Annotated in this window: 20 protein-coding genes; 9 read left to right on the plus strand and 11 right to left on the minus strand. The window is 65.9% G+C overall.

From position 1 onward, the window contains the following. Nucleotides 1-168 precede the first annotated feature (168 nt). Both RCH14_RS05075 and RCH14_RS05080 read right to left on the minus strand, forming a co-directional pair. Nucleotides 169-1,146, minus strand: a complete 978-nt coding sequence (locus tag RCH14_RS05075; RefSeq protein ID WP_343025082.1) for a tripartite tricarboxylate transporter substrate binding protein — start codon at nt 1,144-1,146, stop codon at nt 169-171. A gap of 129 nt (nt 1,147-1,275) precedes the next feature. After that, entirely contained in the window at nt 1,276-1,932 is a 657-nt protein-coding gene (locus RCH14_RS05080; protein WP_343025083.1) for a DUF4230 domain-containing protein, read from the minus strand. A gap of 122 nt (nt 1,933-2,054) precedes the next feature. Here RCH14_RS05080 and RCH14_RS05085 point away from each other — a divergent pair, with 122 nt between their 5' ends. Continuing rightward, nucleotides 2,055-2,726: a methyltransferase domain-containing protein gene (locus tag RCH14_RS05085; protein WP_343025084.1), complete on the plus strand. Its 672-nt coding sequence runs from the start codon at nt 2,055-2,057 to the stop codon at nt 2,724-2,726. Nucleotides 2,727-2,733: 7 nt separating this feature from the next. Here RCH14_RS05085 and RCH14_RS05090 read toward each other — a convergent pair whose 3' ends face one another. From RCH14_RS05090 to hepT, 4 genes are all read right to left on the minus strand, one after another. Next, nucleotides 2,734-5,583 carry an Hsp70 family protein gene (locus RCH14_RS05090; RefSeq protein ID WP_343025085.1) on the minus strand — a complete coding sequence of 950 codons (2,850 nt, stop codon included), beginning with the start codon at nt 5,581-5,583 and terminating at the stop codon, nt 2,734-2,736. Beyond that, on the minus strand, nt 5,580-7,448 hold the full coding sequence (locus RCH14_RS05095; protein ID WP_343025086.1) for an Hsp70 family protein: 1,869 nt from the start codon (nt 7,446-7,448) through the stop codon (nt 5,580-5,582). Before RCH14_RS05095 ends, RCH14_RS05090 begins: the two co-directional genes overlap by 4 nt. An 8-nt stretch (nt 7,449-7,456) precedes the next feature. Then, entirely contained in the window at nt 7,457-8,041 is a 585-nt protein-coding gene (locus RCH14_RS05100) for a DUF2760 domain-containing protein (RefSeq protein WP_343025087.1), read from the minus strand. A 121-nt stretch (nt 8,042-8,162) separates the two neighbouring features. Continuing rightward, nucleotides 8,163-8,612 carry a type VII toxin-antitoxin system HepT family RNase toxin gene (hepT, locus tag RCH14_RS05105; protein ID WP_343025088.1) on the minus strand — a complete coding sequence of 150 codons (450 nt, stop codon included), beginning with the start codon at nt 8,610-8,612 and terminating at the stop codon, nt 8,163-8,165. A 156-nt stretch (nt 8,613-8,768) separates the two neighbouring features. On the opposite strand from hepT, the gene imuA reads away from it, so the two are divergent. From imuA to RCH14_RS05120, 3 genes are all read left to right on the plus strand, one after another. Next, nucleotides 8,769-9,476, plus strand: a complete 708-nt coding sequence (gene imuA / locus RCH14_RS05110; RefSeq protein WP_343025089.1) for a translesion DNA synthesis-associated protein ImuA — start codon at nt 8,769-8,771, stop codon at nt 9,474-9,476. Continuing rightward, complete coding sequence (locus RCH14_RS05115; RefSeq protein WP_343025090.1) at nt 9,406-11,007, plus strand: DNA polymerase Y family protein; 1,602 nt, start codon at nt 9,406-9,408, stop codon at nt 11,005-11,007. The genes imuA and RCH14_RS05115 overlap by 71 nt, the downstream gene beginning before the upstream one ends. Before the next feature lie 96 nt (nt 11,008-11,103). Beyond that, nucleotides 11,104-11,469 carry a hypothetical protein gene (locus RCH14_RS05120; protein ID WP_343025091.1) on the plus strand — a complete coding sequence of 122 codons (366 nt, stop codon included), beginning with the start codon at nt 11,104-11,106 and terminating at the stop codon, nt 11,467-11,469. Nucleotides 11,470-11,614: 145 nt separating this feature from the next. Here RCH14_RS05120 and RCH14_RS05125 read toward each other — a convergent pair whose 3' ends face one another. After that, complete coding sequence (locus tag RCH14_RS05125) at nt 11,615-12,268, minus strand: TetR/AcrR family transcriptional regulator (RefSeq protein WP_343025092.1); 654 nt, start codon at nt 12,266-12,268, stop codon at nt 11,615-11,617. A gap of 70 nt (nt 12,269-12,338) precedes the next feature. On the opposite strand from RCH14_RS05125, the gene RCH14_RS05130 reads away from it, so the two are divergent. Further along, complete coding sequence (locus tag RCH14_RS05130; RefSeq protein ID WP_343025093.1) at nt 12,339-13,451, plus strand: aldo/keto reductase; 1,113 nt, start codon at nt 12,339-12,341, stop codon at nt 13,449-13,451. A 7-nt stretch (nt 13,452-13,458) separates the two neighbouring features. On the opposite strand, the gene RCH14_RS05135 is transcribed toward RCH14_RS05130, so the two are convergent. The 3 genes from RCH14_RS05135 to RCH14_RS05145 all read right to left on the minus strand — a co-directional run bounded on the left by RCH14_RS05135 (nt 13,459) and on the right by RCH14_RS05145 (nt 16,837). Beyond that, complete coding sequence (locus tag RCH14_RS05135) at nt 13,459-14,091, minus strand: AAA family ATPase (RefSeq protein WP_407070056.1); 633 nt, start codon at nt 14,089-14,091, stop codon at nt 13,459-13,461. Nucleotides 14,092-14,208: 117 nt separating this feature from the next. Continuing rightward, nucleotides 14,209-14,745 carry an REP-associated tyrosine transposase gene (locus RCH14_RS05140; RefSeq protein WP_343025094.1) on the minus strand — a complete coding sequence of 179 codons (537 nt, stop codon included), beginning with the start codon at nt 14,743-14,745 and terminating at the stop codon, nt 14,209-14,211. A 172-nt stretch (nt 14,746-14,917) separates the two neighbouring features. Then, on the minus strand, nt 14,918-16,837 hold the full coding sequence (locus RCH14_RS05145; RefSeq protein ID WP_343025095.1) for a peptidase M61: 1,920 nt from the start codon (nt 16,835-16,837) through the stop codon (nt 14,918-14,920). 211 nt (nt 16,838-17,048) lie between these two features. Here RCH14_RS05145 and RCH14_RS05150 point away from each other — a divergent pair, with 211 nt between their 5' ends. The 4 genes from RCH14_RS05150 (at nt 17,049) to RCH14_RS05165 (ending at nt 21,362) form a co-directional block, all read left to right on the plus strand. Beyond that, nucleotides 17,049-17,519: an Hsp20 family protein gene (locus RCH14_RS05150; protein ID WP_183555607.1), complete on the plus strand. Its 471-nt coding sequence runs from the start codon at nt 17,049-17,051 to the stop codon at nt 17,517-17,519. Nucleotides 17,520-17,747: 228 nt separating this feature from the next. Beyond that, the gene (locus RCH14_RS05155) at nt 17,748-19,298 is read left to right on the plus strand and encodes a Do family serine endopeptidase (protein ID WP_343025096.1); all 1,551 of its coding nucleotides are present in this window, start codon (nt 17,748-17,750) and stop codon (nt 19,296-19,298) included. A gap of 52 nt (nt 19,299-19,350) precedes the next feature. Continuing rightward, nucleotides 19,351-20,013 carry a response regulator transcription factor gene (locus RCH14_RS05160; RefSeq protein ID WP_343025097.1) on the plus strand — a complete coding sequence of 221 codons (663 nt, stop codon included), beginning with the start codon at nt 19,351-19,353 and terminating at the stop codon, nt 20,011-20,013. After that, entirely contained in the window at nt 20,010-21,362 is a 1,353-nt protein-coding gene (locus RCH14_RS05165) for an ATP-binding protein (RefSeq protein ID WP_343025098.1), read from the plus strand. Before RCH14_RS05160 ends, RCH14_RS05165 begins: the two co-directional genes overlap by 4 nt. Here the strand turns inward: RCH14_RS05165 and RCH14_RS05170 are convergent. Then, nucleotides 21,359-21,847, minus strand: a complete 489-nt coding sequence (locus RCH14_RS05170) for a hypothetical protein (RefSeq protein WP_343025099.1) — start codon at nt 21,845-21,847, stop codon at nt 21,359-21,361. The two genes, RCH14_RS05165 and RCH14_RS05170, sit on opposite strands and share 4 nt — an antisense overlap. Between the last annotated feature and the right edge of the window lie 115 nt (nt 21,848-21,962).

Genomic DNA, 21,962 nt, shown 5'->3' on the forward strand with positions numbered 1-21,962 from the left:
CGTAAATAGTATATTCCTGCCATGTAAATACATTGCGCGGGCGAACTTCTGCAACGCGTTACCAAGGCCGTGCGATCGCTGCGGAAAGCAAAACGGTGATACATAAAAAACGGGTGACCCGGCAAAGCCGCGTCACCCGTTTTCAGGGCACTACCTGGGCGCTGAAAATCAGTCGACGGTCGCGCCGCTGTCTTTCACGACTTTCGACCATTTGGTGGTCTCAGCCTGGACGAACTTGGCGAAGTTCTCTGGCGTGTCGCCCACGTATTCGGTACCGGTGTCGGCCAGCACGCGCTGGAAGTCAGGCGATTTCATGACCTTCTGGGTTTCGGCGTTGATCTTGTCGACCACGGCCTTTGGCGTCTTGGCTGGCACGAACATGCCGTACCACGCATACGATTCGATCGGCAGGCCGGCTTCGGCGAAGGTCGGTACGTCTGGCAGCAGCGGCGAACGCTTGTTGCCCGAAATAGCGATTGGCTTGACCTTGCCGCTCTTGATGTGCGGCATGATCGCGATGGTGCTGTCGAACATGATCGGGATGTGGCCGCCCAGCAGGTCGGAAATCGCCGGTGCCGAACCCTTGTAGGGCACGTGGACCATGTCGAGCTTGGTCACGCCGCGGAAGATTTCGCCGGTCAGGTGTTGTGGGGTACCGTTACCGGCCGACGCGTACGAGAACTGGCCGTTCTTCGACTTGATCAGCGCCAGCAGTTCCTTGACGTTCTTGGCCGGGACCGATGGGTGGGCAACCAGCACCAGCGGTGCGCGCAGCAGGTTCGTGACCGGGATCAGGTCGGTCGCCGGGTTGAACGCCATTTTCTTGTACAGGCTCGGGTTGATCACGATTGGTGCGCTCGAGGTGATCAGCATGGTCTGGCCGTCCGGATTGGCGCGGGTGACCGCTGCCGAACCGATATTGCCGCCGCCGCCGCCGCGGTTATCGATGACGAACGACTTGCCCAGCGTGGTCGTCAAGCCTTTGGCCAGCGGGCGCGCCGCGATGTCCGACGGGCCGCCTGCCGGCCATGGCACGACGACGGTCACGGTGTCGCTTGGCCAGGCTTGGGCGAAGACGCTGGTGGAAAGAACGGTTGCCGCGAGAGCAAAGACAAGGGTTTTTCCGCTGGATGGGAAGACGCGCATGGTGTTGTCACCTCTATATAGTTGATTTGTTCCGATAACCTGCTGAGGCGATTTTACACGAAGGGTCCTGTCGGTTACGTCATCACAGGTGTAATCTTTTGTTTCTAACTGGGAATTTTTTACAACAATTTATGGCGTCGTGGCGGGCGTGGACTGCCCGGTGCTTGCTTCCCACACGACAGTCGGCGTCCAGCCGGTGGCCAGCAGCGTGGCCTGCATCACCGTGGCGGCGTTGTCCTTCGCGGTGTTCAGTACCGTCGGCTGGCTGCAGGCAGCTTGTACTGCTTTCTGCGCCGTGGCCAGCACGTTGTTCATGGCCGTGGTGCGCGTTTGCGCCGATGGAATGAACGCCTGCAAGCCCTGGTCGGTGACCGCATAGAAGTACGAGCCGCCCTTGTCGCGCGGTTCGTGGTTGATGCGCGCCTGCAGCGGCGAGGGCGCCGGCAGCACGACGGTCAGCGTGCGCGCCGTGTTGTCGATGTCTTCGTAGCGCGCCTGGCGCAGGTCGGTGGCCAGCGTGCAGTCGCCACGCGCGACCAGCAGCACGCGGGTGCTGCCAAGCCGTACTTCCCATTGCGACCACGGGATGTCCACGGCATTGGGCTGCGTGAATTCGATCACGTCCGAAAAGTTCATCTTGAGCGACACCAGGTGCCCCATCTTCTCGAGCGACACCAGCGGCGGCGGTGCGGGCGCTTCGTCGACCGGGCGCTTGATGAGGGCGAAGGTGATGACGGCGGCGAGGACGGCGACGAGCAGGATCGGCAGGTGTTGCGATGGTTTCATGGGCGGGCAGGGCGGGTGCGTTGGCGGACTCGGCGCCAGTCTATCCGATCCTGTGGATGGTTGTCGTTCGCGGGTGTGCCGTGACTGCCTGCGGCATACTGGCGTCATCACAGGAGAAACCCATGCCCGGTCTTACCGATGCCGCTGTTCTCGACGCGTGGTCACGCAACGTCGACCCATGGACTGCCGCCGTGCGCGGCGGGGAGATCGAAACACGCACGCTGGTCACCAATGCCGCCATCGTCGATGCGGTGCGCAGCCTCGATCCGGCCACGGGCGTCGATCTCGGTTGCGGCGAAGGCTGGCTGGTGCGCGCGCTGCCTGGCGTGGCCATGGTCGGCGTCGATGCAATTCCCGCGTTGGTCGAGAAGGCCAATGCCGCCGGCGGTGGCGACTTTTGCGTGCTGTCGTTCGAGCAGATCGCGCAGGGCCGGCTGGCGCTGGCGGTCGATGTCGCGGTCTGCAATTTCTCGTTGATCGGTAACGAGGCGGTCGATGGCCTGCTGCGCGCGGCGCCGACCTATCTGCGCCAGGGCGGCTCGCTGGTCGTGCAGACCGTGCACCCGCTCATGGCGTGCGGCGATGCGCCGTATGTCGACGGCTGGCGCGCCGGCAGCTGGGCGGGCTTTTCCAGCGACTTCGCCGATGCCCCGCCGTGGTACTTCCGCACGGTCGCGGGCTGGATTGCGTTGTTCGCGGCGCATCGCTTGCGCCTGACGGCGATGCGCGAGCCGCTGCATCCCGGTACCGGCAAGCCGGTTTCGCTGATCCTGATTGGTCAGCTGGAGGCTTAACGCCGCCTTAGCGCAGCAGCTTGAGGCCCGGCGGCAGCGCATCGCCCAGCATGCGCGCTTCGCTGGCCTGATCCAGTTCCACGACCTCGCGCACCATCTCGGTCCATGCCGGCGGCGCGCCGCTGGCCGCCAGGCGGCGCAGCACGTCGTCCCGCACCGCCTCATCGATGTCGCGCGAGCGGTCGCCCGTCATGCGCGCGATGTGGGCGGCGGCGAAACCGGCCGGTTCCACCTTGCGCCAGTCGAGCAGCAGGAGCTGGCGCAGCCAGCCCTCGGCCACGTCGGGCGGCGCTACTTCATGTGCGCTCGACTGGAACGACTGGCGCGCACCCACGCGGCCCAGCGCCCACAAGTAGCGCCCGTAGCGCGCGCTGGCGCGGGCATCGAGCTTGCCGCCGCCAGGGATGTCGGCGATCTGCTTGAACAGCCATTCCCCGATCTCGGCCTTGTAGGCCGACGGGATGCGCTCGAGCGACGCGCCCACGCGCAGCAGGTCTTCTTCGCTGCCGTCGACCAGCGTGACGGGGCGCCGGCCACGCTCGGCGGCATCGGCCTGCAGGTTGAAGGCGAAATCGTCGAGCACGCGCAGTTGCGCGTCGAGCGACAGCCCGCCGGCCACGCGGCGCCACAGCGTCCACCATTCGGCGCGCACCTGGCTGTCCTTGTGGTGCTGCACACCCGCCTCGAACATGGCCCACAGCCCCTCCATGCGCCATTCGTCGAGCGGGTGGCCGAAGCCGGGGCGCAGGCTGTAGCCGGCCAGATTGAGCCACGCGCGCTCGTGCTCGACCGAGCGGCGCCGGCCTTTCGCGCGCGCCATCAGGGCGTCGAACAGGCGGCGCAGCAGCGGCGTGGTCCAGCTTTCGCGCGCGCCGAGCAGGTGTTCCAGGCCGGCGCGCAGTTGCCTGACTTCTTTCGGCTCGATCTGTTTCGAGCGGGCGCCGAACACGCGCTCGATCTTGTCGATTGCCGCGTCCAGGTTTGCGGGCAGGGCCTCGTCCGGCGTGTCGATATCGACGTCGCCACCGCCGTCGCCACGCAACTGGAACGCGAGTTGCCAGCGCCCGCCGCCGTCTTGGGCGACGCAATGCACTTCGAGCGAACCGACTTCGCTCAGCGTCGTCACCAAGTGTACGGGAATCTCGGCCGTTGTGCCGGACGCTGAGGTGGACGCTGCCGCGCGCAGCACCGTCGCAATCGGCGGCAGGCGCACCACGTCGGCCGGATCGAGATCGACCAGGTCACCGGCCTGTGGCGCCGCGCCGGCATCGGCAATCGTCGAGACGAGGTGAAAGCGTACCGGCTGGCCGACGCGCAGTGCGAAGCTGCGCTCCGCCAGCGCGACTTCCGTGGCGGCCGGTGTGCCGCGTGGCAGCAGGCAGACGGCGCGCAGCAGGCCAGCGCGTGCTTCGCCGTCCAGGAGCAGGTAGTAGTTGCGGGCGGCGCCGCTGTCGATCGCCGGCGCCAGGCCCTGGCGTGCCAGCGCGTAGGCGACGCCGCCACGGGCGACGGCGATATCCGGATTCTCGTTGTGCAGCACGCGTAATGGCGCGTCGCGCCAGCCGGCCAGCGTGTCGACCAGGCGCCGCGCCAGCGCGCTGCCCCTAAACACGCCGCCGTTGAGCAGCACGGTATCCGGCACCGGGATGGTGTCGCCATCCAGGCCGAGTGCCTCGCGCGACGCCGCCGCATGCTGGCGCAGGAAGCTGGCCAGATGCCGCGTAATGGCCGGGTCGCTCGCATACGGCAGGCCGAATTCGACGATGCCGGTGCGCGCACGCACCGGTTCTTCCTGCGCGGCGTTGAGCGGCAGGAAGCCATCGAGCACGATGCGCTCGACGTCGCTGCGCAGCAGGTCAGCCTTGCGAGCCGAGCCGATCAGGCGGCTGCCGGCGCCCAGCAGCGTGACGGCAACCGACTCGGGGGCATCAATGGCCAGCAGTTGTTCCTTGGCGGCGCGGCAGCGTTCCGTGAGCTGGGCCAGGCGCGCGGCCGACAGGCGCGTGCGCGCGGTGTCATTGCCATCGTGTTCGCCGGAGTGTTCGGCCATGCGCGCTTCGATCAGGTGTGCCAGCGCCAGGTCCATATTGTCGCCACCCAGGATCAGGTGGTTGCCCACGCCGATGCGCGTCAGGTGCGGCTCGCCGTCCTTGACATCGACCTTGACCAGGCTGAAGTCGGTGGTGCCGCCACCCACGTCGGCCACCAGCACCAGTCGCGCGTCGCCCAGATCGTCGGCCAGGCTGGCGCGATGGCGGTACAGCCAGTCGTACAGCGCGGCTTGCGGTTCTTCCAGCAGCGCGACCTTCGGCAGGCCGGCCAGCCTGGCCGCTTCGAGCGTCAGCGCGCGGGCGCCTTCGTCGAACGACGCCGGCACCGTGAGCACGATCTGCTGGCGCTCAAGGGGTTGTTTGGGAAAGCGCGCATTCCATGCGGCGCGCAGGTGCGCAAGGTAGCTGGCGCTGGCGGCCACCGGCGAGACCTTGGGCACGTCGTTCTCGACACCCCACGGCAGGATCGGCGCCATGCGGTCGACGCCGCCGTGCGACAGCCAGCTCTTGGCGCTCGTGACGAGCCGGCCCGGCGTGGCCGCACCCAGCACGCGCGCCAGGCGCCCCAGCGCAACGCGCTCGACGCCGGCGACATCCGACCCCTGCCAGGGCAGTTGCAGGGCGCCGGGTGCCAATTCATCCGGCCCCGGGTGGTAACGCATCGAGGGCAGCAGCGGTGCGCCGGCCACTTCGCCGGGCGCCACCAACTGATCGATCTGGAATAGCTCGATGCCGCCCGGGCCATTGCGGCCGTAGGCCAGCACCGTATTCGTGGTGCCCAGATCGATGCCGACGAGCCAGGTCACTGGACCCCGGCCGCCGTACGCACGTCAAACTCGATCTTCCAGCGCTGGCCGTCATGCGCCACCGCCAGCAGTTCGAGCGTGCCGGTATCAAGCGCCAGCGCATGCAGTTTCACCTGCACGACCTCGCCCGCCGTGCGGCCGTCGGCCGGCAGCGTGGCCTGGATCTCGTTCATTTCGTGCAGCTCGTCCGGTCCCCAGAATTCGAGCACGTCGCCGATGCGGTCCTGGCGGCGCGTGGTGGAGCCGAAGAAGCGGAACGTGACCGGCTCGCCGATCACCAGGCCGAATTCCTGGCCCGGCAGTTCGAGTTCGCTGCCTTCTTCCATGCCGAACGGCGCCACGCACAGGGCTTCGAGTGGCGGCTCCATGCCGGGAATGGCCGGCATCGACGACTCGACACCGACGTAGTACGAGCGCGCCGTGCCGCCGCGAATGCGCACACCGCCGCCGCGCCGCGCGTAGCTGAAGTAGGCCGCGCCGCGCGCGACGGCCAGATCCAGATCGGCGCCTTCGAGCATACGCGCCGGCTCGGCGCCTTCCATGTACAGCCAGTCGTTGATGGTGTCCATCACGCGCTGGGCCAGGATGCCGGATTTGAACACGCCGCCATTGAACAGCACCGCGCTCGGATGCAGGAAGGTGTGGTCGGCCGTGACGCGGCCAGTAAAACCTTCGAGTTCGGCGGTGGCGCCGGCCTGGCGCGCGAGGAACGCGGCCAGGTGGCGCGTGATCGCTGCGTCCTGCGCATACGGCAGGCCAAGCTGGGTCAGGCCGGCGCGGGCGCGCACGGTCGGCCGCGCCGAGGCCTCCACGCGTGGGAAGAAGCCGTCGGTGATGAAGGCGGTGACTTCGTCGCGCGTGAGTTCAGTGCGGATCGAGCCGCCGATGAGTTTCGAGCCGCGGCTTGGCACCACGATCGGGTGCGTCGTCGCGTTGGCGTCGGCCAGCAGCGCTTCCTTGGCGCTGCGGCAGCCGTAGGTCAATGCGCGCATCTGCCAGGCATCGAGCTGGGTGCCGTTGGCAGCGAGTTTGCGGGCCACGAAGTGGGCCAGCGCCAGGTCCATATTGTCGCCGCCCAGCAGGATATGGTCGCCCACGGCCACGCGATGCGGCTCGAGCTTGCCGTCGCGTTCGAGGATCGCGATCAGCGAAAAGTCGCTGGTGCCGCCGCCGACGTCGACCACCAGGATGATGTCGCCCGGTGCGACCTGCTTGCGCCAGCGGCCGCCGCTGCCCTGGATCCAGCTGTAGAGCGCCGCTTGCGGCTCTTCGAGCAGGGTCGGCGTGAAGCCGGCCAGGCGCGCAGCGTCCAGCGTCAGTTCGCGCGCGCCCGGATCGAACGAGGCGGGGATGGTGACGGTGACCGATTGCTGGTCGAACGGCGCTTCGGGGTGCGCGGCGTTCCAGGCCTGGCGCAGGTGGCGCAGGTAATGGGTGGAGGCATCCAGTGGCGAAACACGGGTGACTTCGTCCGGCGCGTCCGTCGGCAGGATCGCGGCGCGGCGGTCCACGCCCGGGTGGCACAGCCAGCTCTTGGCCGACGAGACCAGGCGGATCGGCGTGGTCGCGCCGCGGCTACGCGCCATTTCGCCGGCGATCGCCGTTTCTTCGCTGTCGCTCCATGGCAGCGCGCGTTCGCCGGCCGGCAGTTCGTCCGGGTGCGGCAGGTACAGGAACGATGGCAGTAGCGGCAGCGCCTCGATCGTGCCGGGCGCGGTCAGTTGCGGGATCGGCAGCACGGCGTCGACGGCCTGTTCGCCGTCGCTGGCCTGCAGGTCGACATACGAGAGGGCACTGTGGGTGGTGCCCAGGTCGATGCCGATGGCGTAGCGCGGCTCGGCAGTACTGTTCAACGGGTCGTTCACGATGTCGTTCACAGTTCGACCTCGGCCGGGGCCAGCACGCGCGCATCGTGGCGCTCGGCCAGTTGCGGCAGTGTGACGCTGGCGGCGCGCCAGCCGCGATGGCTCAGGGTGCCGTTGAACGGCGCCGTGCCGACCACGTTGCCGGTCAGGCGCACGCTGGCGGCGTCAAAACCTTCGGCCAGCGTGATGCGGGCGCCTTCAGCTTCGCTGCGCACCGGTTCGATCGTGAAGTGCTCGCGCAGCACGCGCGCGCAGCCTTCGTGCACGACGCGCGCGGCGGCGCCGATGTCGGCATCCGAATAGCTGGTGAGGTTTTCGTGGGCGAAGTCGATCAGGCGGGCTTCGCGCTGGAAAAGGCTCAGCAGCTGCAGGGCCGAATCCGGCGTCGGCGCACGCAGGGGCGCCGGCGCGGGCGCCGGTTTCACTGCTGGCGCTGGCGCTGGTGCCGGTGCTGGTACTGGAGCGGCGGTCGGGCCGACACCGTCATCGCGCACGCGCGCAGCGAATTCGGCGTCGCCGAGCGATTTGAACAGGGCGCCGAAGGCGATCGACAAGCGGCTGAAGAAGCCAGGCAAATTGGTCTGTTGGGTCATGGTTGTTTTGATTGGTCAGTGCGAGAGCGGCAACCCGGCGCATCCGGCGCCAGAAAATGCCACTCCCAAAAGAGGCGCATGATACCAGCAGGCGCACCGTTGGCGCACTGACAAGACATGGTCAGGGTTGGCCGACAGCGCGTGCGCCACGCGTGAGCGCTGCTGCGTAATCGGTGAAATCGCCAAGGCCGCGCTGGATGATCGCAACCAGGGCCGGCAGGGGCGCGGCCTGGTAATCCCATTCGGCGCGGCAGAATTCGCCGGTGCGCTTGAGGTTGTCGGCCATGGTGGGCGCGATCCAGCCATGTCCTGCCAGCAGCGTGATGACCTCGCGTTCGTCCTGCGCTGGCCCCAGGCGCGCGCAGCCGATCACGTAGTCGCCCATCTCGATCGCCGCTTCCCAGGCCCGTATCACGTTCAGTGTGGCGGCATCCTGGCGCGTGATGTCGTCGGTGAATGTCGCGGGATCGCGCTCGTATTCTTCGCTGGCGCGGTTGCAGCAGCGTTCGATGATGCCGGCTTTCTTGAGCAGAAGATCGGTACTCGTTGCATTGCTGATTGCGTTGCTCATTGACAACTCCATGGTCATGGGGCACGAACGACATATGTGGCGCCAGAAAGCCGATCTACAAGGTGGCGATACGGTAGACAAAATGAAAAGCGCTTGCCAAGGCCCGTTTCAAAGAGTACTGTACGTTTATACAGTACTTGCATTGTTATCACTGCCATGAATCCTTCTTCCATCCTTGCCGCACCAGAGGCATTGCACCCATCGCTGTGGCGCGCCTCGCAGCTGGCGCATGCCGATACGCGCTGCATCGACACGGGTCACGCCACCCTGTCGGGCCAGCTGCCCGGCGGCGGCTGGCCCGGCGGCACCCTGGTCGACCTGCTGCTGCAACAACCCGGCATCGGTGAAATGCGCCTGCTGCGCCCGGCGCTGGCCGCCTGCGCGTCGCGCCGCATCGTGCTGCTGCAGCCGCCCCATCCACCCCAGGCGCTGGCGCTGGCCGCGCTGGGCCTCGATCCATCCCAATTGCTGTGGCTGCGCTCGACGCGCAGTGCCGATGCGCTGTGGGCGGCCGAGCAGGTCTTGCGCAGCGGTAGTTGCGGCGCGCTGCTGTTCTGGACCAACCACGTGCGCAGCGACAGCCTGCGCCGCCTGCACCTGGCGGCGCAGGGGGGCGAGACCCTGTTCTTCATGTTCCGTCCCCTGTCTGCCGCGCAAGACGCGTCGCCCGCACCGCTGCGCCTTGCGCTGCGTCCGGCTGCCGGCGGCATGACGATCGACTTCCTCAAACGCCGGGGACCGCAGCGCGACGCGCCGCTGTTCCTGCCCCTTGGTTCTTCATTACTGCAACGCCATGCGCCTCTGGATCGGCCTGTATTTGCCCCAGCTACCGCTCGAAGTCTTCAGCCCACGCTGGTGCAATAGCAGTAGCAGTAGCAGTAGCGGCGGTGCCGATGCTGCTGCTCCCGCTCCCGCTCCCGCTCCCGCCCATGCGCCTGCTGGTGCCGATGCGCTTGCTGGTACCGACACGTCGGCTGCTGGCGACCCCGGCATCGTGGTTCTGGAGCAAGAGCGGGTGATGGCCTTGTCAAAGGCGGCGCACATTGAAGGCGTGCTGCCCGGCATGCGGCGCGGCGGCGTGCTGATGCTGATGCCCCACGCGCGCATCGTCCAGCGCAGCCACGAGCGCGAGGCCGAGGCCTTGCAGGCAGTGGCCATGGCGATGCTGCAATACACGCCGCAAGTGGCGCTGGCCGAAGAAGCCACGCTGCTGCTCGACATCGGCGCCAGCCTGCGCCTGTTTGGCGGCATCCGGCAGTTGTGCGAGCGTGTGCGCGCCAACCTGCGCACGCTCGGCTTTACGGGGTGCATTGCCTGCGCGCCCACCGCGCGCGGCGCGTGGCTGCTGGCGCGCCGCAATGCCGGGCGCGCGGTCAAGATGGCCTCGCTCGTGCGGCGGCTCGACCGCCTGCCGGTGAGCCTGCTGCCACCGGCGCGTCCGTTTGCCGCCTGGTTCGATGGCCTCGGCTGCCGCCGGCTCGATGAATTGCAGCGCCTGCCCCGGCCCGGCCTGCAGCGGCGTTGCGGGCGCGCGCTGCTCGACATGCTCGACGCCGCGTATGGCCACAGTCCCGAATTGCTGCGCTGGATCGAGCCGCCCGAACGCTTTCAGGCCCGGCTCGAACTGTTCGACCGGCTCGAGCACGCCGACCTGTTGCTGGCCGGCGCTCACCACCTGGTGCTGCAGATGACGGGCTGGCTGTGCGCGCGCCAGCTGGCGGTCGAACGCATCCGGCTGCTGCTCGAGCACGAGCGGGGCAGGGTAGCCTGTCCGCCCACGGTGGTCGACATCGCGCTGGCCGAACCCACATGGCGCGACGAACACCTGATGCGGCTGCTGCGCGAACGCCTGGGCAAACTCGAACTCGTCGCGCCCGTGATCGGCATCCGGCTCGAAGCCCAGCAGTTGCAGGCGATGGCGCCGCCGACCGATTCGCTGTTCCCCGATCCCGGCGGCAGCGAAGAAGACCGCATGCGCATGATCGAACTGCTGGTCGCGCGCCTGGGCACCGACAACGTGCTGCAGGCGCTGCCGCATGCCGACTACCGGCCCGAAATCGCCAATGCCTGGGTGCCCGTGCACGAGAAAATGAGCGCGGCGGCGCGCGCCGCGCAGATGCCGCCCGACGTGCAAAGCCTGCCCCGGCCAAGCTGGCTGCTGGCCAAGCCGCTCGCGCTGCTGATGCGCGACCACCGGCCGTTCTACGGCTCGCCATTGCGGGTAGCGTCCAATCCCGAACGCATCGAAGCAGGGTGGTGGAGCCAGACGCAAACGCGCGATTACTTCATTGCCGAAGGCAAGGACCACGCGCTGTACTGGATCTACCGCGAGCGCATCAACGGCTCGGGCGAAGATGCGGCGCCGCGCTGGTTCCTGCATGGCTTGTTCGGGTAAGGCGATGCCGGTTGCAAGCTGCGAGCGCGCGTCAGCGAACGGACTGCTTGCCCCGGTCAGGCATACTTCAGCGATCGACAGTCGACAGGAGAACCCATGAAATTATCCATTCATTTCGCCGCCCTGGCCGTCTTCACATTCGCCGCCTCGGCCCACGCCGCCACGCAGCAGACGCTGGACACAGCCGGCTTTACCGTCAAGATCGTGCAGCAATGCGAAGAGGGCAACGTCACCTGCGACGACGTGCGCTACACCGGCACCAGCAAGAAGACCGGCAAGGCGATCACGCTACGCGGCAAGACCATGCACTCGATGGCGGCCGATGGCGTCACGCCCGGCGCCTTCCAGGGCTATGTGTTTCGCTCGGGCCGCGTGAACTACACCGTCTACGCCGATGGCCGGCTGGTGGTCACCGAAGGCAAGAAGACGCTGGTGAACCAGCGTGGCAAGTGGACATACTGACCGACGCATGGTGATCGATACCGTCCGGCGCGGCGCCCTTCATGAAGCCGGCTCGCATCGTCCACACTGACTGTGCCATCCGACTTGCCGGGTCTTTTCCTGGCAGCGCCACGATGGCTGGCCTGCGTCTGCCTGGGTCTTGTGATCAGGCAGACTGCTCTTCACCGTGCGTAGTTGCTTGCAACGGCCAGCCTTGCAGAGCGGCCATGACAATCCGGTTCAACTTTTCCCTGGCCGCGCCGTCCCGCGCCAGCGTGGACATCCCCTGGATCAACGCCATCGCCATCGCTGCAAGGGCATCGGCATCGGCATCGGCGGGCACGTCTCCCTGACGGATTCCCGCCGCAATCCGGTCCCGCACCTGCGCTTCGATACCCCGCCGCCTCGCGCCAAGCGCCTGGCGCACATCGCCTGCATCCGCGGAGCAACTCACTGCGGCGCTGGCCAGCAGGCAACCCTTCGGCGTGCATTCACCGGTGAAGCCGGCCGCCGCACCCAGCAGCATCTGCTGGACTGCGGCGCGCGCCGTCGGCGCCTGATCCAGCATCATCTGCAGGGAGCCGCCACCCGTCATGTACAACTCGAGCGCTTCGAAAAAGAGCGTCTTCTTGTCGCCGAACGCGGAATAAATACTCGACGGCGTCACGCCAAGCGCCGACGTCAGCGCGTTGAGCGACGTGGCTTCATAACCGTGTTCCCAGAATAGCAGCATGGCCTTGTTCAGTGCCGCCTCACGGTCGAACGACAGGGGGCGCCCCTTCTTGCGCAATGCCGCAGTGGTTTTTTTGGTAGCGATCACTAGGAAAGTCCTTGCAACGGTAATGTGAGCGGGTTACTATTTTCCTAGCAATCACTCTGAAAGTAAAGTTATGGCACTGCATGATTATCGTACCCTGGGCCGCTCCGGTCTGGCGGTGAGCCCTTTTGGACTGGGCACCATGACGTTCGGCACGTCGCGCTGGGGTTCGGACGCAGCAGATTCGCGCGCCGTATTCGACGCTTATGTCGAAGCCGGTGGCAATTTCATCGATACCGCAGACGTCTATTCAAGTGGCCGCAGCGAGGAAATGCTGGGCGCGTTTATCGCCGACAGCGCATCGCGCCACCGCCTGGTGGTTGCAACGAAGGCCGGCTTTGCGACGGGGAGCGGCCCGCATGCCGGCGGCAACAGTGCCAAGCACCTGCACGCCTCGCTGGAGAACTCCCTGCGACGCCTGCGCACGGATTTCATCGACCTGTTCTGGATTCACGTATGGGATGGCGTGACCCCTGCCGAGGAGCTGCTCGACACCATGGCCGCACTGGTCCGGGCCGGTAAAATCCGCTACTGGGGCATGTCCAATTCTCCCGCCTGGTTTATCGCAAAGCTGGCGACCCTGGCGCAGGTGCGTGGCTTGCCGGGGCCCATCGCACTGCAGTACTTCTACTCCCTGGCCAACCGCGACATCGAAGACGAATTCGTGCCTATGGCGGCCGAGTTTGGCATGGGTATTGTCCCGTGGAGTCCGTTGGCCTTTGGACTTCTGACCGGAAAATATGTGCGCGCCACCGTCGAGGCTGGGGCGCCGCGCGCGGGCGGCTTGCCACGCAACGCCGCATTACCGGGAGAGCAGCGTAGCGCCGACGACAAGCGGCTCGACGGCGCGAATCCGTTTGGTGATTCGTTGTTCACCGATCGCAACTGGAAGCTGGTCGACGCCCTGAAAAAGATCGCCCAGGAGGCTGGACATAGTCCTGCGAGCACGGCCTATGCATGGCTCAACAGTCGCCGCGGCGTGACATCGGTCTTGTTGGGCGTCAGCCGCCTGGCGCAGTTGGCAGAGAATATTGCGTCACTCGACATCGTCCTGACGCCCGAGCAATGCGCTGCGCTCGATGGCGCCAGCGCGATCGAGCGGGCAGCGTTGTACAGCCTGTCTTCGCCTGCAGTGCGCCAGCATGCGGTGTTTGGCGGAAGTACGGTACGGGCCTGGTGGGAGTGAGCCGTTCTCAATCCGGCGCCAGCAACTGTTCCAGCCGGCGCGGATAGTGATTCAAAAAGTCGCGCGTCACGGCGTCATGTTCCGTGTCCTCATAGCCGATCTCGGCAATGCCGCTGCCATCGAACGCCAGAATCTTCGCGCCAGGGTAGGCAAGCAGAATCGGCGAGTGCGTCACGATGATGAACTGCGACTGTTCCTGCACCAGTTGATGCATCGCCCGCAACGCGGCCAGCTGGCGATTGGGTGAGAGCGCAGCTTCGGGTTCGTCCAGCAGGTAGAGGCCATTGCCCCTGAATTTATCGAGCAGCACGCTCATGAACGCTTCGCCGTGCGAACGCGCATGCAGCTCCTTGCCGCCATAGCCGGTGGTGCCTGACATCTCGTCGAGGTAGGTCGCGAGATTGTAGAAACTTTCGGCCCGCAGAAAATAGCCGTCCCTGGGCCTGCGCGCGCTGCGCGACATCCGAATGTGATCCGCCAACCGGGTGTGCTCGCCGGACGTGTTCAGCAAGCGGTTGTTCAGCGTGCCGCCTTCGATGCCGAAGCCCAGCGCCAGCGCGATCGCTACCAGGATGGTCGATTTGCCGCTGCCGTTTTCAAGGTCACGTCGGCGTGAAATTCGATCGTCTGCAATTCGCACACGTTGAGCAGATAAACGGCTCCTGGCGTAGGGTGGGCGGCTAGGCCGACCACGCGGTGATCGTTGGCGCCAAGATCACCGCACTTGTGCACGCTGTAATAGACCGGCGTCTCCAATTCACTCCAGCATCATCGTCCGCGCTGCCTCGGTGCCACCCCAATCAGGAAGATATATCCCGCTCTTCACAAACCGCCCAAACGATGAATACGGCCACTGCGCAGCACTGCTGACATGACCATGCCTGACCGGCTTGTAATGAATGTAATCGACATGGCGCGCCATGTCGTCGTCATCCCTGATCTGATGTTCCCAGAAGCGCCGTTGCCAGATCGCGGCTTCACCACGGCGGCGGCGTGACTCGGCAGGCGCGATGTCGTCATATTGATCGCGACAGGAGAAGGAAACATGGTGCTTGATCTGTGCCCATCGTGTCGAGATGTCGGTGTCGCCATCCGGCAGCGTCCAGATGCAATGCAGGTGGTCCGGCATCAGCACGATGGCGTCGATCGAGAGGGGGCGGCGCAGGCGCGTTCGGTCGAATGCAACGCGCAAGGATGAGCGGATCGCATCGTCACACAGGATGGGGCGACGACGAAAGGCGACCAGCGTGAAGAAATAAGTCCGGCCAGAGCGGACGCGACGAAAATGGGACATGCTGCCGAGCGTATGCGGCAGCAGAGGGTAATGGGATGTCGCACGTCAAGCGTGACGTGCGCGTTGGATTTGCCGATCGTTGGACGCGTGGATGGCGGGGCCATCCACCCTACTCAGGCTTGCGCGTCGGATCGGCTGATGGTTGGACGCGTGGATGGCGCAGCCATCCACCCTACAGCGCCTTGAACAACACCTCGAGCCGATCCTTGGTGCCCGCAATGCGTTCCAGGCGCGGATAGCGCAGGCCGTCGCGGTAGTCGAGCGAGATCGTGCGCAGGTTGTTCCCCTTGCGTACCAGGAGTTCGAGCGGCGCCTTGCCATCCTTGGCGGCGCGCACCGCTGCCTTGAGCACATCGCCCTTGTAGACGCGGTTGTTGACCGCGACGATCGTCGTGTTGGCCGCCAGGCCCGCGCGGAAGCCCACGCCATCCCAGATCACGCCCGTGATGCCACCATCGGCGCGCACCTGGAAGCCCAGCGAGTACGTGAAGTCGGTGGTCTTGTTGCGATCTTCCGCACCGCGCGTTGTGTCGCTTGGCGTGTCGCCGTAGACCAGCTTCCAGCCGGCGCGCTTGAGGCCATCTAGCGGGGCGCCCGGGCCGTGGCCGTCCAGGCGCGCGCGCAGGAACGGCGCCCAGTCGTATTTCTGCACCTTGTTCAAGGCGGCCACCACGTCGTCGAACGTGTAGTAGGTCGTCTGCGTGCTGCCGTTGTCGATGCCGAAGAAGGCGCGCGCGAAGTCCTGAAGGCCGCGCTGCTCGCCCGACATCTCGCGGATCATCGTGTCGACGTCGAGCCAGATCAGCATGCCCTCGGTGTAGTAATCCTCGCTGCGCTGCCAGTTGCCCCAGCCGATCGGACGGCGGCCGTTGATGATCGGGTCGTTGACGGTGTCCTGCACTGCGCGCCAGTCCCGGCCCTGGGTGGCATCGTAGCGCGCGGCGTCGGCGGCCAGAGCGTCACGCGCGTGGGCTTGCGAGACCAGGCCTGAACGCGCGGCGAGCACCTTGCCCCAGAACTGGGTCTGGCCTTCGTACAGCCATAACAGCTCGTTCTGCAGCGGCGTGTTGAAGTTGGCGACATCCTGGCCCGCGGGCCGGCGGAACTTGCCGTTCCACGAGTGGACGAATTCGTGCGGCAGCAGCTCGCGTCCGGCCTCGTTGCGGTTCCACTCGGTGAAGTAACCGAGCTTGACGCCGTTCTCGCTCGACTGCTGGTGCTCGCGGCCGATGCCGCCGAACTCGTCCGAGATCGCAAACAGGAAATCGTACTGGCGATAGTGGTGCGATCCGAACAGCTTGAGTGCCTGGCTCACCATCGCGCGGTGCAGCGCGATCTGGTCCGGCTTGGCCTCGAGGTTTTCGGGATTGTCGGCCACCACGTTGAGCATCACCGGCTGCTTCGCGCCCGGCGCCAGGTCGATGCGCTTGAAGTAGCGGCCCGCGAACAGGGGCGAGTCGACCAGCGTATCGAGGTCGTGCGGCTTGAAGCGCACTTCGTCGCCGGTGCGTGCTTCGACCGCCAAAGAGCTGGCGAACTGCCAGCCGGCAGGCAGGCGCAGCGTCGGCTGCACGGTGATGCGGCGCGCCTGGTAGCCGGCCGGGTACAGCGCCACCGATTGCCACTGCACGCCGAGGATATCGTCGGTCATCGTGATGCGGCCCTGGCTCGTATCGAGCGGCGACAAAAACTGGTATTCGGCGTCGAGCGTGGTTGCGCCTTCCGGCACCACGACATGGAACGCATACACGTTGACCGGGTCGCGCTTCCATTCGAGCGGCTTGCCGCCGGCACGGAATTTCAGGCCGGCGAGCTGGGTCAGCGGGATGTTCGGACCGTGGTTGCCCGGTGCCCACTGCGGGTACAGCAGCGTCATCGCACCGGGCTGCACGGGCATCGACAGGCGCATCCTGAAGACCTGTTGCGACAGATTGCTCGCATCGACATGCAGCGCGATCGTGCCGGGATACGGGGCGTCGCCGACGGCGGGAAGCTGGGCCGAGGCAGGCAGGGCCAGAGTCAGGGCCAGAGTCAGGGCCAAAGCGCTCGCCGGACGGGCAGCGCGTGCAAAGAAGGTGCGGGATGCGGTCATGGAAAAAGGCAGGGAAGGGGAGCCGGGCAGTGTAGCACCGCCCGTAGGGCTGGATTTCCCCTGATACATCATGCAAACAAAATTTGGATAAATATTTTAAAAACCGCATTTTGAATGTCTTGATTTCGCGATCTCCGGCATTAGATTGGTACCAGCGGATGCTCAACTGAGGTCCGCACCCTTATCGCTTAACTTTACAAGGATAGATAGCATGCGTACTTACGACCTGACCCCACTGTACCGTTCCGCCATCGGTTTCGATCGCCTGGCCAGCCTGCTCGAGCAACGCGCCGAGTCGCAGCCAAGCTACCCACCGTACAACATCGAACTGGTGAGCGAAGACCAATACCGCATCGTGATGGCGCTGGCCGGTTTCACCCGCGACGAAGTCGAGATCATCACCGAGCGTGACAGCCTGCACGTCACCGGCCGCAAGCAGAAGGACGACGCCCAGCGCACCTTCCTGCACCGTGGCATCGCAGCGCGCGATTTCGAGCAGCGCTTCCAGCTGGCCAACCACGTGAAGGTGACCACCGCCTCGTTTGACAACGGCATGCTCACCATTGAACTGGTGCGCGAAGTGCCCGAGGCGCTCAAGCCGCGCAAGATCGCCATCGGCGATGCTGCCGGTACCACCATCAGCGGCGACAACGTCCAGGCGCTGGAACAGCGCGCTGCCTGAGCTGTGGCACATGATGTGATAATGGTTTGAACGAAGGGCGCCTGCAGCATCGGGGCGCCCTTGTCATATCTGGCGGGCATCGTGTCCGTCCAGCCGCAAGCCGTGTGCATCAAGGCGCGTCTAAGGGGTGTTGCCGGTCAACTTAAGTATGGTCTAAGACGGTTGCGCGACACTAGTCTCATCGAATCTCAATCATCGATTCACCGAATTTTCATCAGGAGCACATCCATGTCGAATCCAAGTGCCGTTACTGCCATCACTGCCAAACGCCTGACGCTGGCCCTGTGTGCCGCAGGCGTCATCGGCGGCGCGGTGGGTGCCATCGCTGTCAATCACAATAACGCGACTGCCAACCCCGCCGCCCCAGGCACGCCGGCCGTCGTCGCGGCAGCCCCTGGCACTGCGCCGGCTGCTGCCGTGGGCGCCCCGTCGTCGACCGTGGCGCTGCCCGACTTCACGCGCATTGCCGCGCAACAGGGCAAGGCAGTTGTCAATATCCGCGTCGTTGGCGGCACCAAGACCGCTGCCCGCAGTGGCGGTGATGCAGGCGGCATGCCAAGCCTCGACCCGGGCCATCCGTTGTATGAGTTCTTCAAGCAGTTTCAGGACCCGCGCTCCGGTGGTGAGCGCGCTGGTCGTGAAGCGCCCGTTTTCGGCGCTGGATCGGGCTTCATCGTAAGCCCGGACGGCGTCATCCTTACCAACGCACACGTCGTGCAGGGCGCTGACGAAGTCACGGTCAAGCTGCAGGATCGCCGCGAGTTTCGCGCCAAGGTTCTGGGCTCCGACCCGCGCACCGACGTGGCTGTGTTGAAAATCGACGCCAAGGGTTTGCCCGTGGCGCCGATCGGCAAATCCAAATCGGTCCTGGTGGGCGAGTGGGTGCTGGCCATCGGGTCGCCGTATGGCCTCGAAAGCACTGTCACCGCCGGCGTGGTCAGCGCCACCGGTCGTTCGATTTCGGACGGTAGCGTGCCGTTCATCCAGACCGACGTTGCGGTCAACCCAGGCAACTCGGGTGGCCCGCTGTTCAACACCCGCGGTGAAGTGGTCGGCATCAATTCGCAGATCTACAGCCAGACCGGCGGTTACCAGGGCCTGTCGTTCTCGATCCCGATCGATCTGGCGGTGCGCATCAAGGACCAGATCGTCGCCACCGGCAAGGTGCAGCATGCCAAGCTCGGTGTGGGCGTGCAGGAAGTCGGCCAGAGCTTTGCCGATTCGTTCAAGCTCGAATCGGTCGAAGGCGCCCTGGTGAGCAACGTCGAGCGTGGCAGCCCGGCCGAACGTGCGGGCCTCAAATCCGGCGACGTCATTCGCACGGCCAACGGCACGCCGATCGTCTCGTCGGGCGACCTGCCGGCCATGATGACGATGGCCAAACCCGGCGACAAGGTCGCGATGGACGTCTGGCGCGAGGGCAAGCTGGTGCGCATCGATGCGACGCTGGCCGACGCTGCCGAGAAACCGCGCCGCGGCCAGGTGGAAGACGTGGCGGGCGCTGTCGACAACAGCGCCAAGCTGGGCCTGTCGCTGCGGCCCCTCGAGCCGATCGAGCGTCGCCAGAGCGGCATCGCCGCTGGCCTGTTGATCGAGGACGCCTCGGGCGCCGCCGAGATGGCGGGCATCGAGCCGGGCGACGTGCTCATCTCGGTCAATGGCCGTCCCGTGACGTCGGTGGTCCAGGTGCGCGAGATGGTGGCCAAGGCCAGCAAGTCGGTGGCGCTGCTGATCCAGCGCGACGGTCAAAAAATCTTCATCCCGGTGCGGATTGGTTAATTGGTTAAGATAGCGTAGCGTCCTCGGGTCGCACTTTAATAACGGGGGATGTATGCGACTGCTGCTGGTGGAAGACGATACGATGATCGGTGAAGTGGTGCTCGACCTGCTCAGGGCCGAGCACTACGCGGTCGATTGGGTCAAGGACGGCGAAATGGCCGACACGGCCCTGATCCAGAACCAGAACTACGATCTGGTGCTGCTCGACCTGGGGCTGCCGCGCAAGGATGGCCTCGAAGTACTGCGCTCGATGCGCGCGCGCAAGGACCGCACCCCGGTGCTGGTTGCCACCGCGCGCGATTCGGTGGCCCAGCGCATCGCGGGCCTGGATGCCGGCGCCGACGACTACGTCCTCAAACCCTATGATCTCGACGAATTGCTGGCGCGCCTGCGCGCGTTGCTGCGCCGCGCTGCCGGCCGCGCCGAGCCGATTTTCGAATACCGCAACATCACGATCAATCCGGTCACGCGCGAAATCATGGTCGACGGCACCCAGGTGTCGCTGTCGGCGCGCGAGTGGGCCGTGCTCGAGGCGCTGGTGGCGCGGCCCGGCGCGGTACTTTCGCGTGCGCAGCTCGAAGAAAAGCTGTACAGCTGGCGCGATGAAGTCTCGAGCAATGCGGTGGAAGTGTATATCCACGGCCTGCGCAAGAAACTGGGCAGCGACCTGATCCAGAACGTGCGCGGCGTCGGCTACATGGTGCCGAAAGCATGAAAATGACGCACTCGCTGCGCGGGCGCCTGCTCTGGTTCCTGCTCGCGGCGATCACGATCGCGGCGGTGGCGCAGGCGACGATCGCCTACCGCACCGCGCTGCACGACGCCGACCAGATCTTCGACTACCACATGCAGCAGATGGCCTTGTCGCTGCGTTCGAGCACACCGCTGTCGAACGACGAAGCGCGCGCGCGGCAAGAAGCCGAAAGCGCCGGCGGCAACGACGATATGGTGGTGCAGATGTGGTCTCCCGACGGCGCCCAGATGTTTCACAGCGTCTCGCGTGCGCGCCTGCCGCAGCGCGCGGTGCTGGGCTTTTCGAACGTGCGCGCCAACAGCACGACCTACCGCGTGTTCTCGATCCAGACCTCGAATCAAACGGTGCAGGTCGCGCAAGACCTGGCCGTGCGCCGCAATATGGCCGGCAACCTGGCCCTGCGTACGCTGGGGCCCATTGCGGTCATGATGCCGATCCTGATGCTGGTCGTGTGGTGGGTCGTGAGTGGCTCGCTGCAACCGGTGGCGCGCGTGCGCTCGCAGGTGGCGTCGCGCCAGGCCGACGATCTGTCACCGGTCTCCGATACCGGCTTGCCCGACGAAGTGCGCCCGCTGGTGCAAGAGCTGAACCTGCTGTTCGGCCGCGTGCGCACCGCGTTCGAGGCCCAGCAGAACTTCGTGGCCGACGCCGCGCATGAACTGCGCACGCCGCTCGCGGCGCTGCGCCTGCAGGCCCAAAGCCTGGACCGCGCCGACACGCCCGAAGCGCGCCAGATCGCGGTGGGCCGTCTGACGGCCGGCATCGACCGCGCCACGCGCCTGGTCGAGCAGCTCCTGATCCTGGCGCGCCAAGAGGCCACCGCCGCCGAAGGCACGGCGACCCGCAACCGGCCGGTGGACCTGGCCGACCTGGCGCGCCGCACCGCCGCCGACCTGGCCGGCGTGGCCGCCGCCAAGGGGGTCGACCTGGGCTTGCAGCAGGCCGACCCGGCCAGCGTCGACGGCCAGCCCGATGCGCTGCAGATCCTGCTGCGTAACCTGGTCGACAACGCGGTCAAGTACACCCCGGGCGGCGGCACCGTCGACATCTCGGTGCTCAGCGGCGCCGGGACGGTGGCGGTGCAAGTGGAAGACAGTGGCCCCGGCATCCCGCCGGACGAACGCGAACGCGTGTTCGACCGCTTCTACCGCGTGGCTGGCAGCGAGGCCGCCGGCAGTGGTCTGGGCCTGGCCATCATCAAGGCGATCGCCGAGCGCCATGGCGCGGTGCTGACGCTGGATTCTTCTGATCGGCTGGGTGGCTTGATGGCCACCGTCACGTTCAAGACGACGGTACAGACAAGTCTTTAGCAGCGCAGCTCGTGATAACGCTGGCGCAGGCTGAGGGTGTCATGCGCCAGCGCTTCCCTTGATTCGCGCGCGGGCCCTTGATGCTCGATGCGTTCGTTGTCGACGATCGCCGCTTCGAGTGCGCGGCATTCGCGCTGTGCTCCAGCATCCAGCCCGTGACGCCGTACCGCTGTAGCGTACTGTTGCTCGTTCATGCCCAGGAGGGGTTTCAAGGCACGTGCCATATTCTCCTGTTGATATTCACGTGCGACTGTCACGCCCACGCGGGACGTGCCCGACAGCTTGTCGACACCGCGCGCCGGCACCACGTCGAGCCGTTTCGCACCGAGGCAGGGCACGTCGGTATAGGCGATCTTGCCGGCCACCTCACATTTATAGATCGTGCGGCTTGGTGCCGGTAGCTGCGCCTGCGCGGGCAGCAATGCAAGTAGCAGCAGCAGATTGCCAGTGAAGGCAGCCTTGATTCTGAATGGGATGGTGTGCATGGTGTGCGCCGGGAAGTGCCTGTTGCCGCGACCGTGCTGTTGCAGGCGCCTTTGCTGTCAAGCCAGGCAGGATACCGCAGCAGGTACGGGCAAAATAGCGTCAATTGTCACGCCA

Origin of the sequence: Massilia sp. MP_M2 (genome assembly GCF_039123635.1) — a bacterium.
Taxonomy (GTDB): domain Bacteria; phylum Pseudomonadota; class Gammaproteobacteria; order Burkholderiales; family Burkholderiaceae_D; genus Telluria.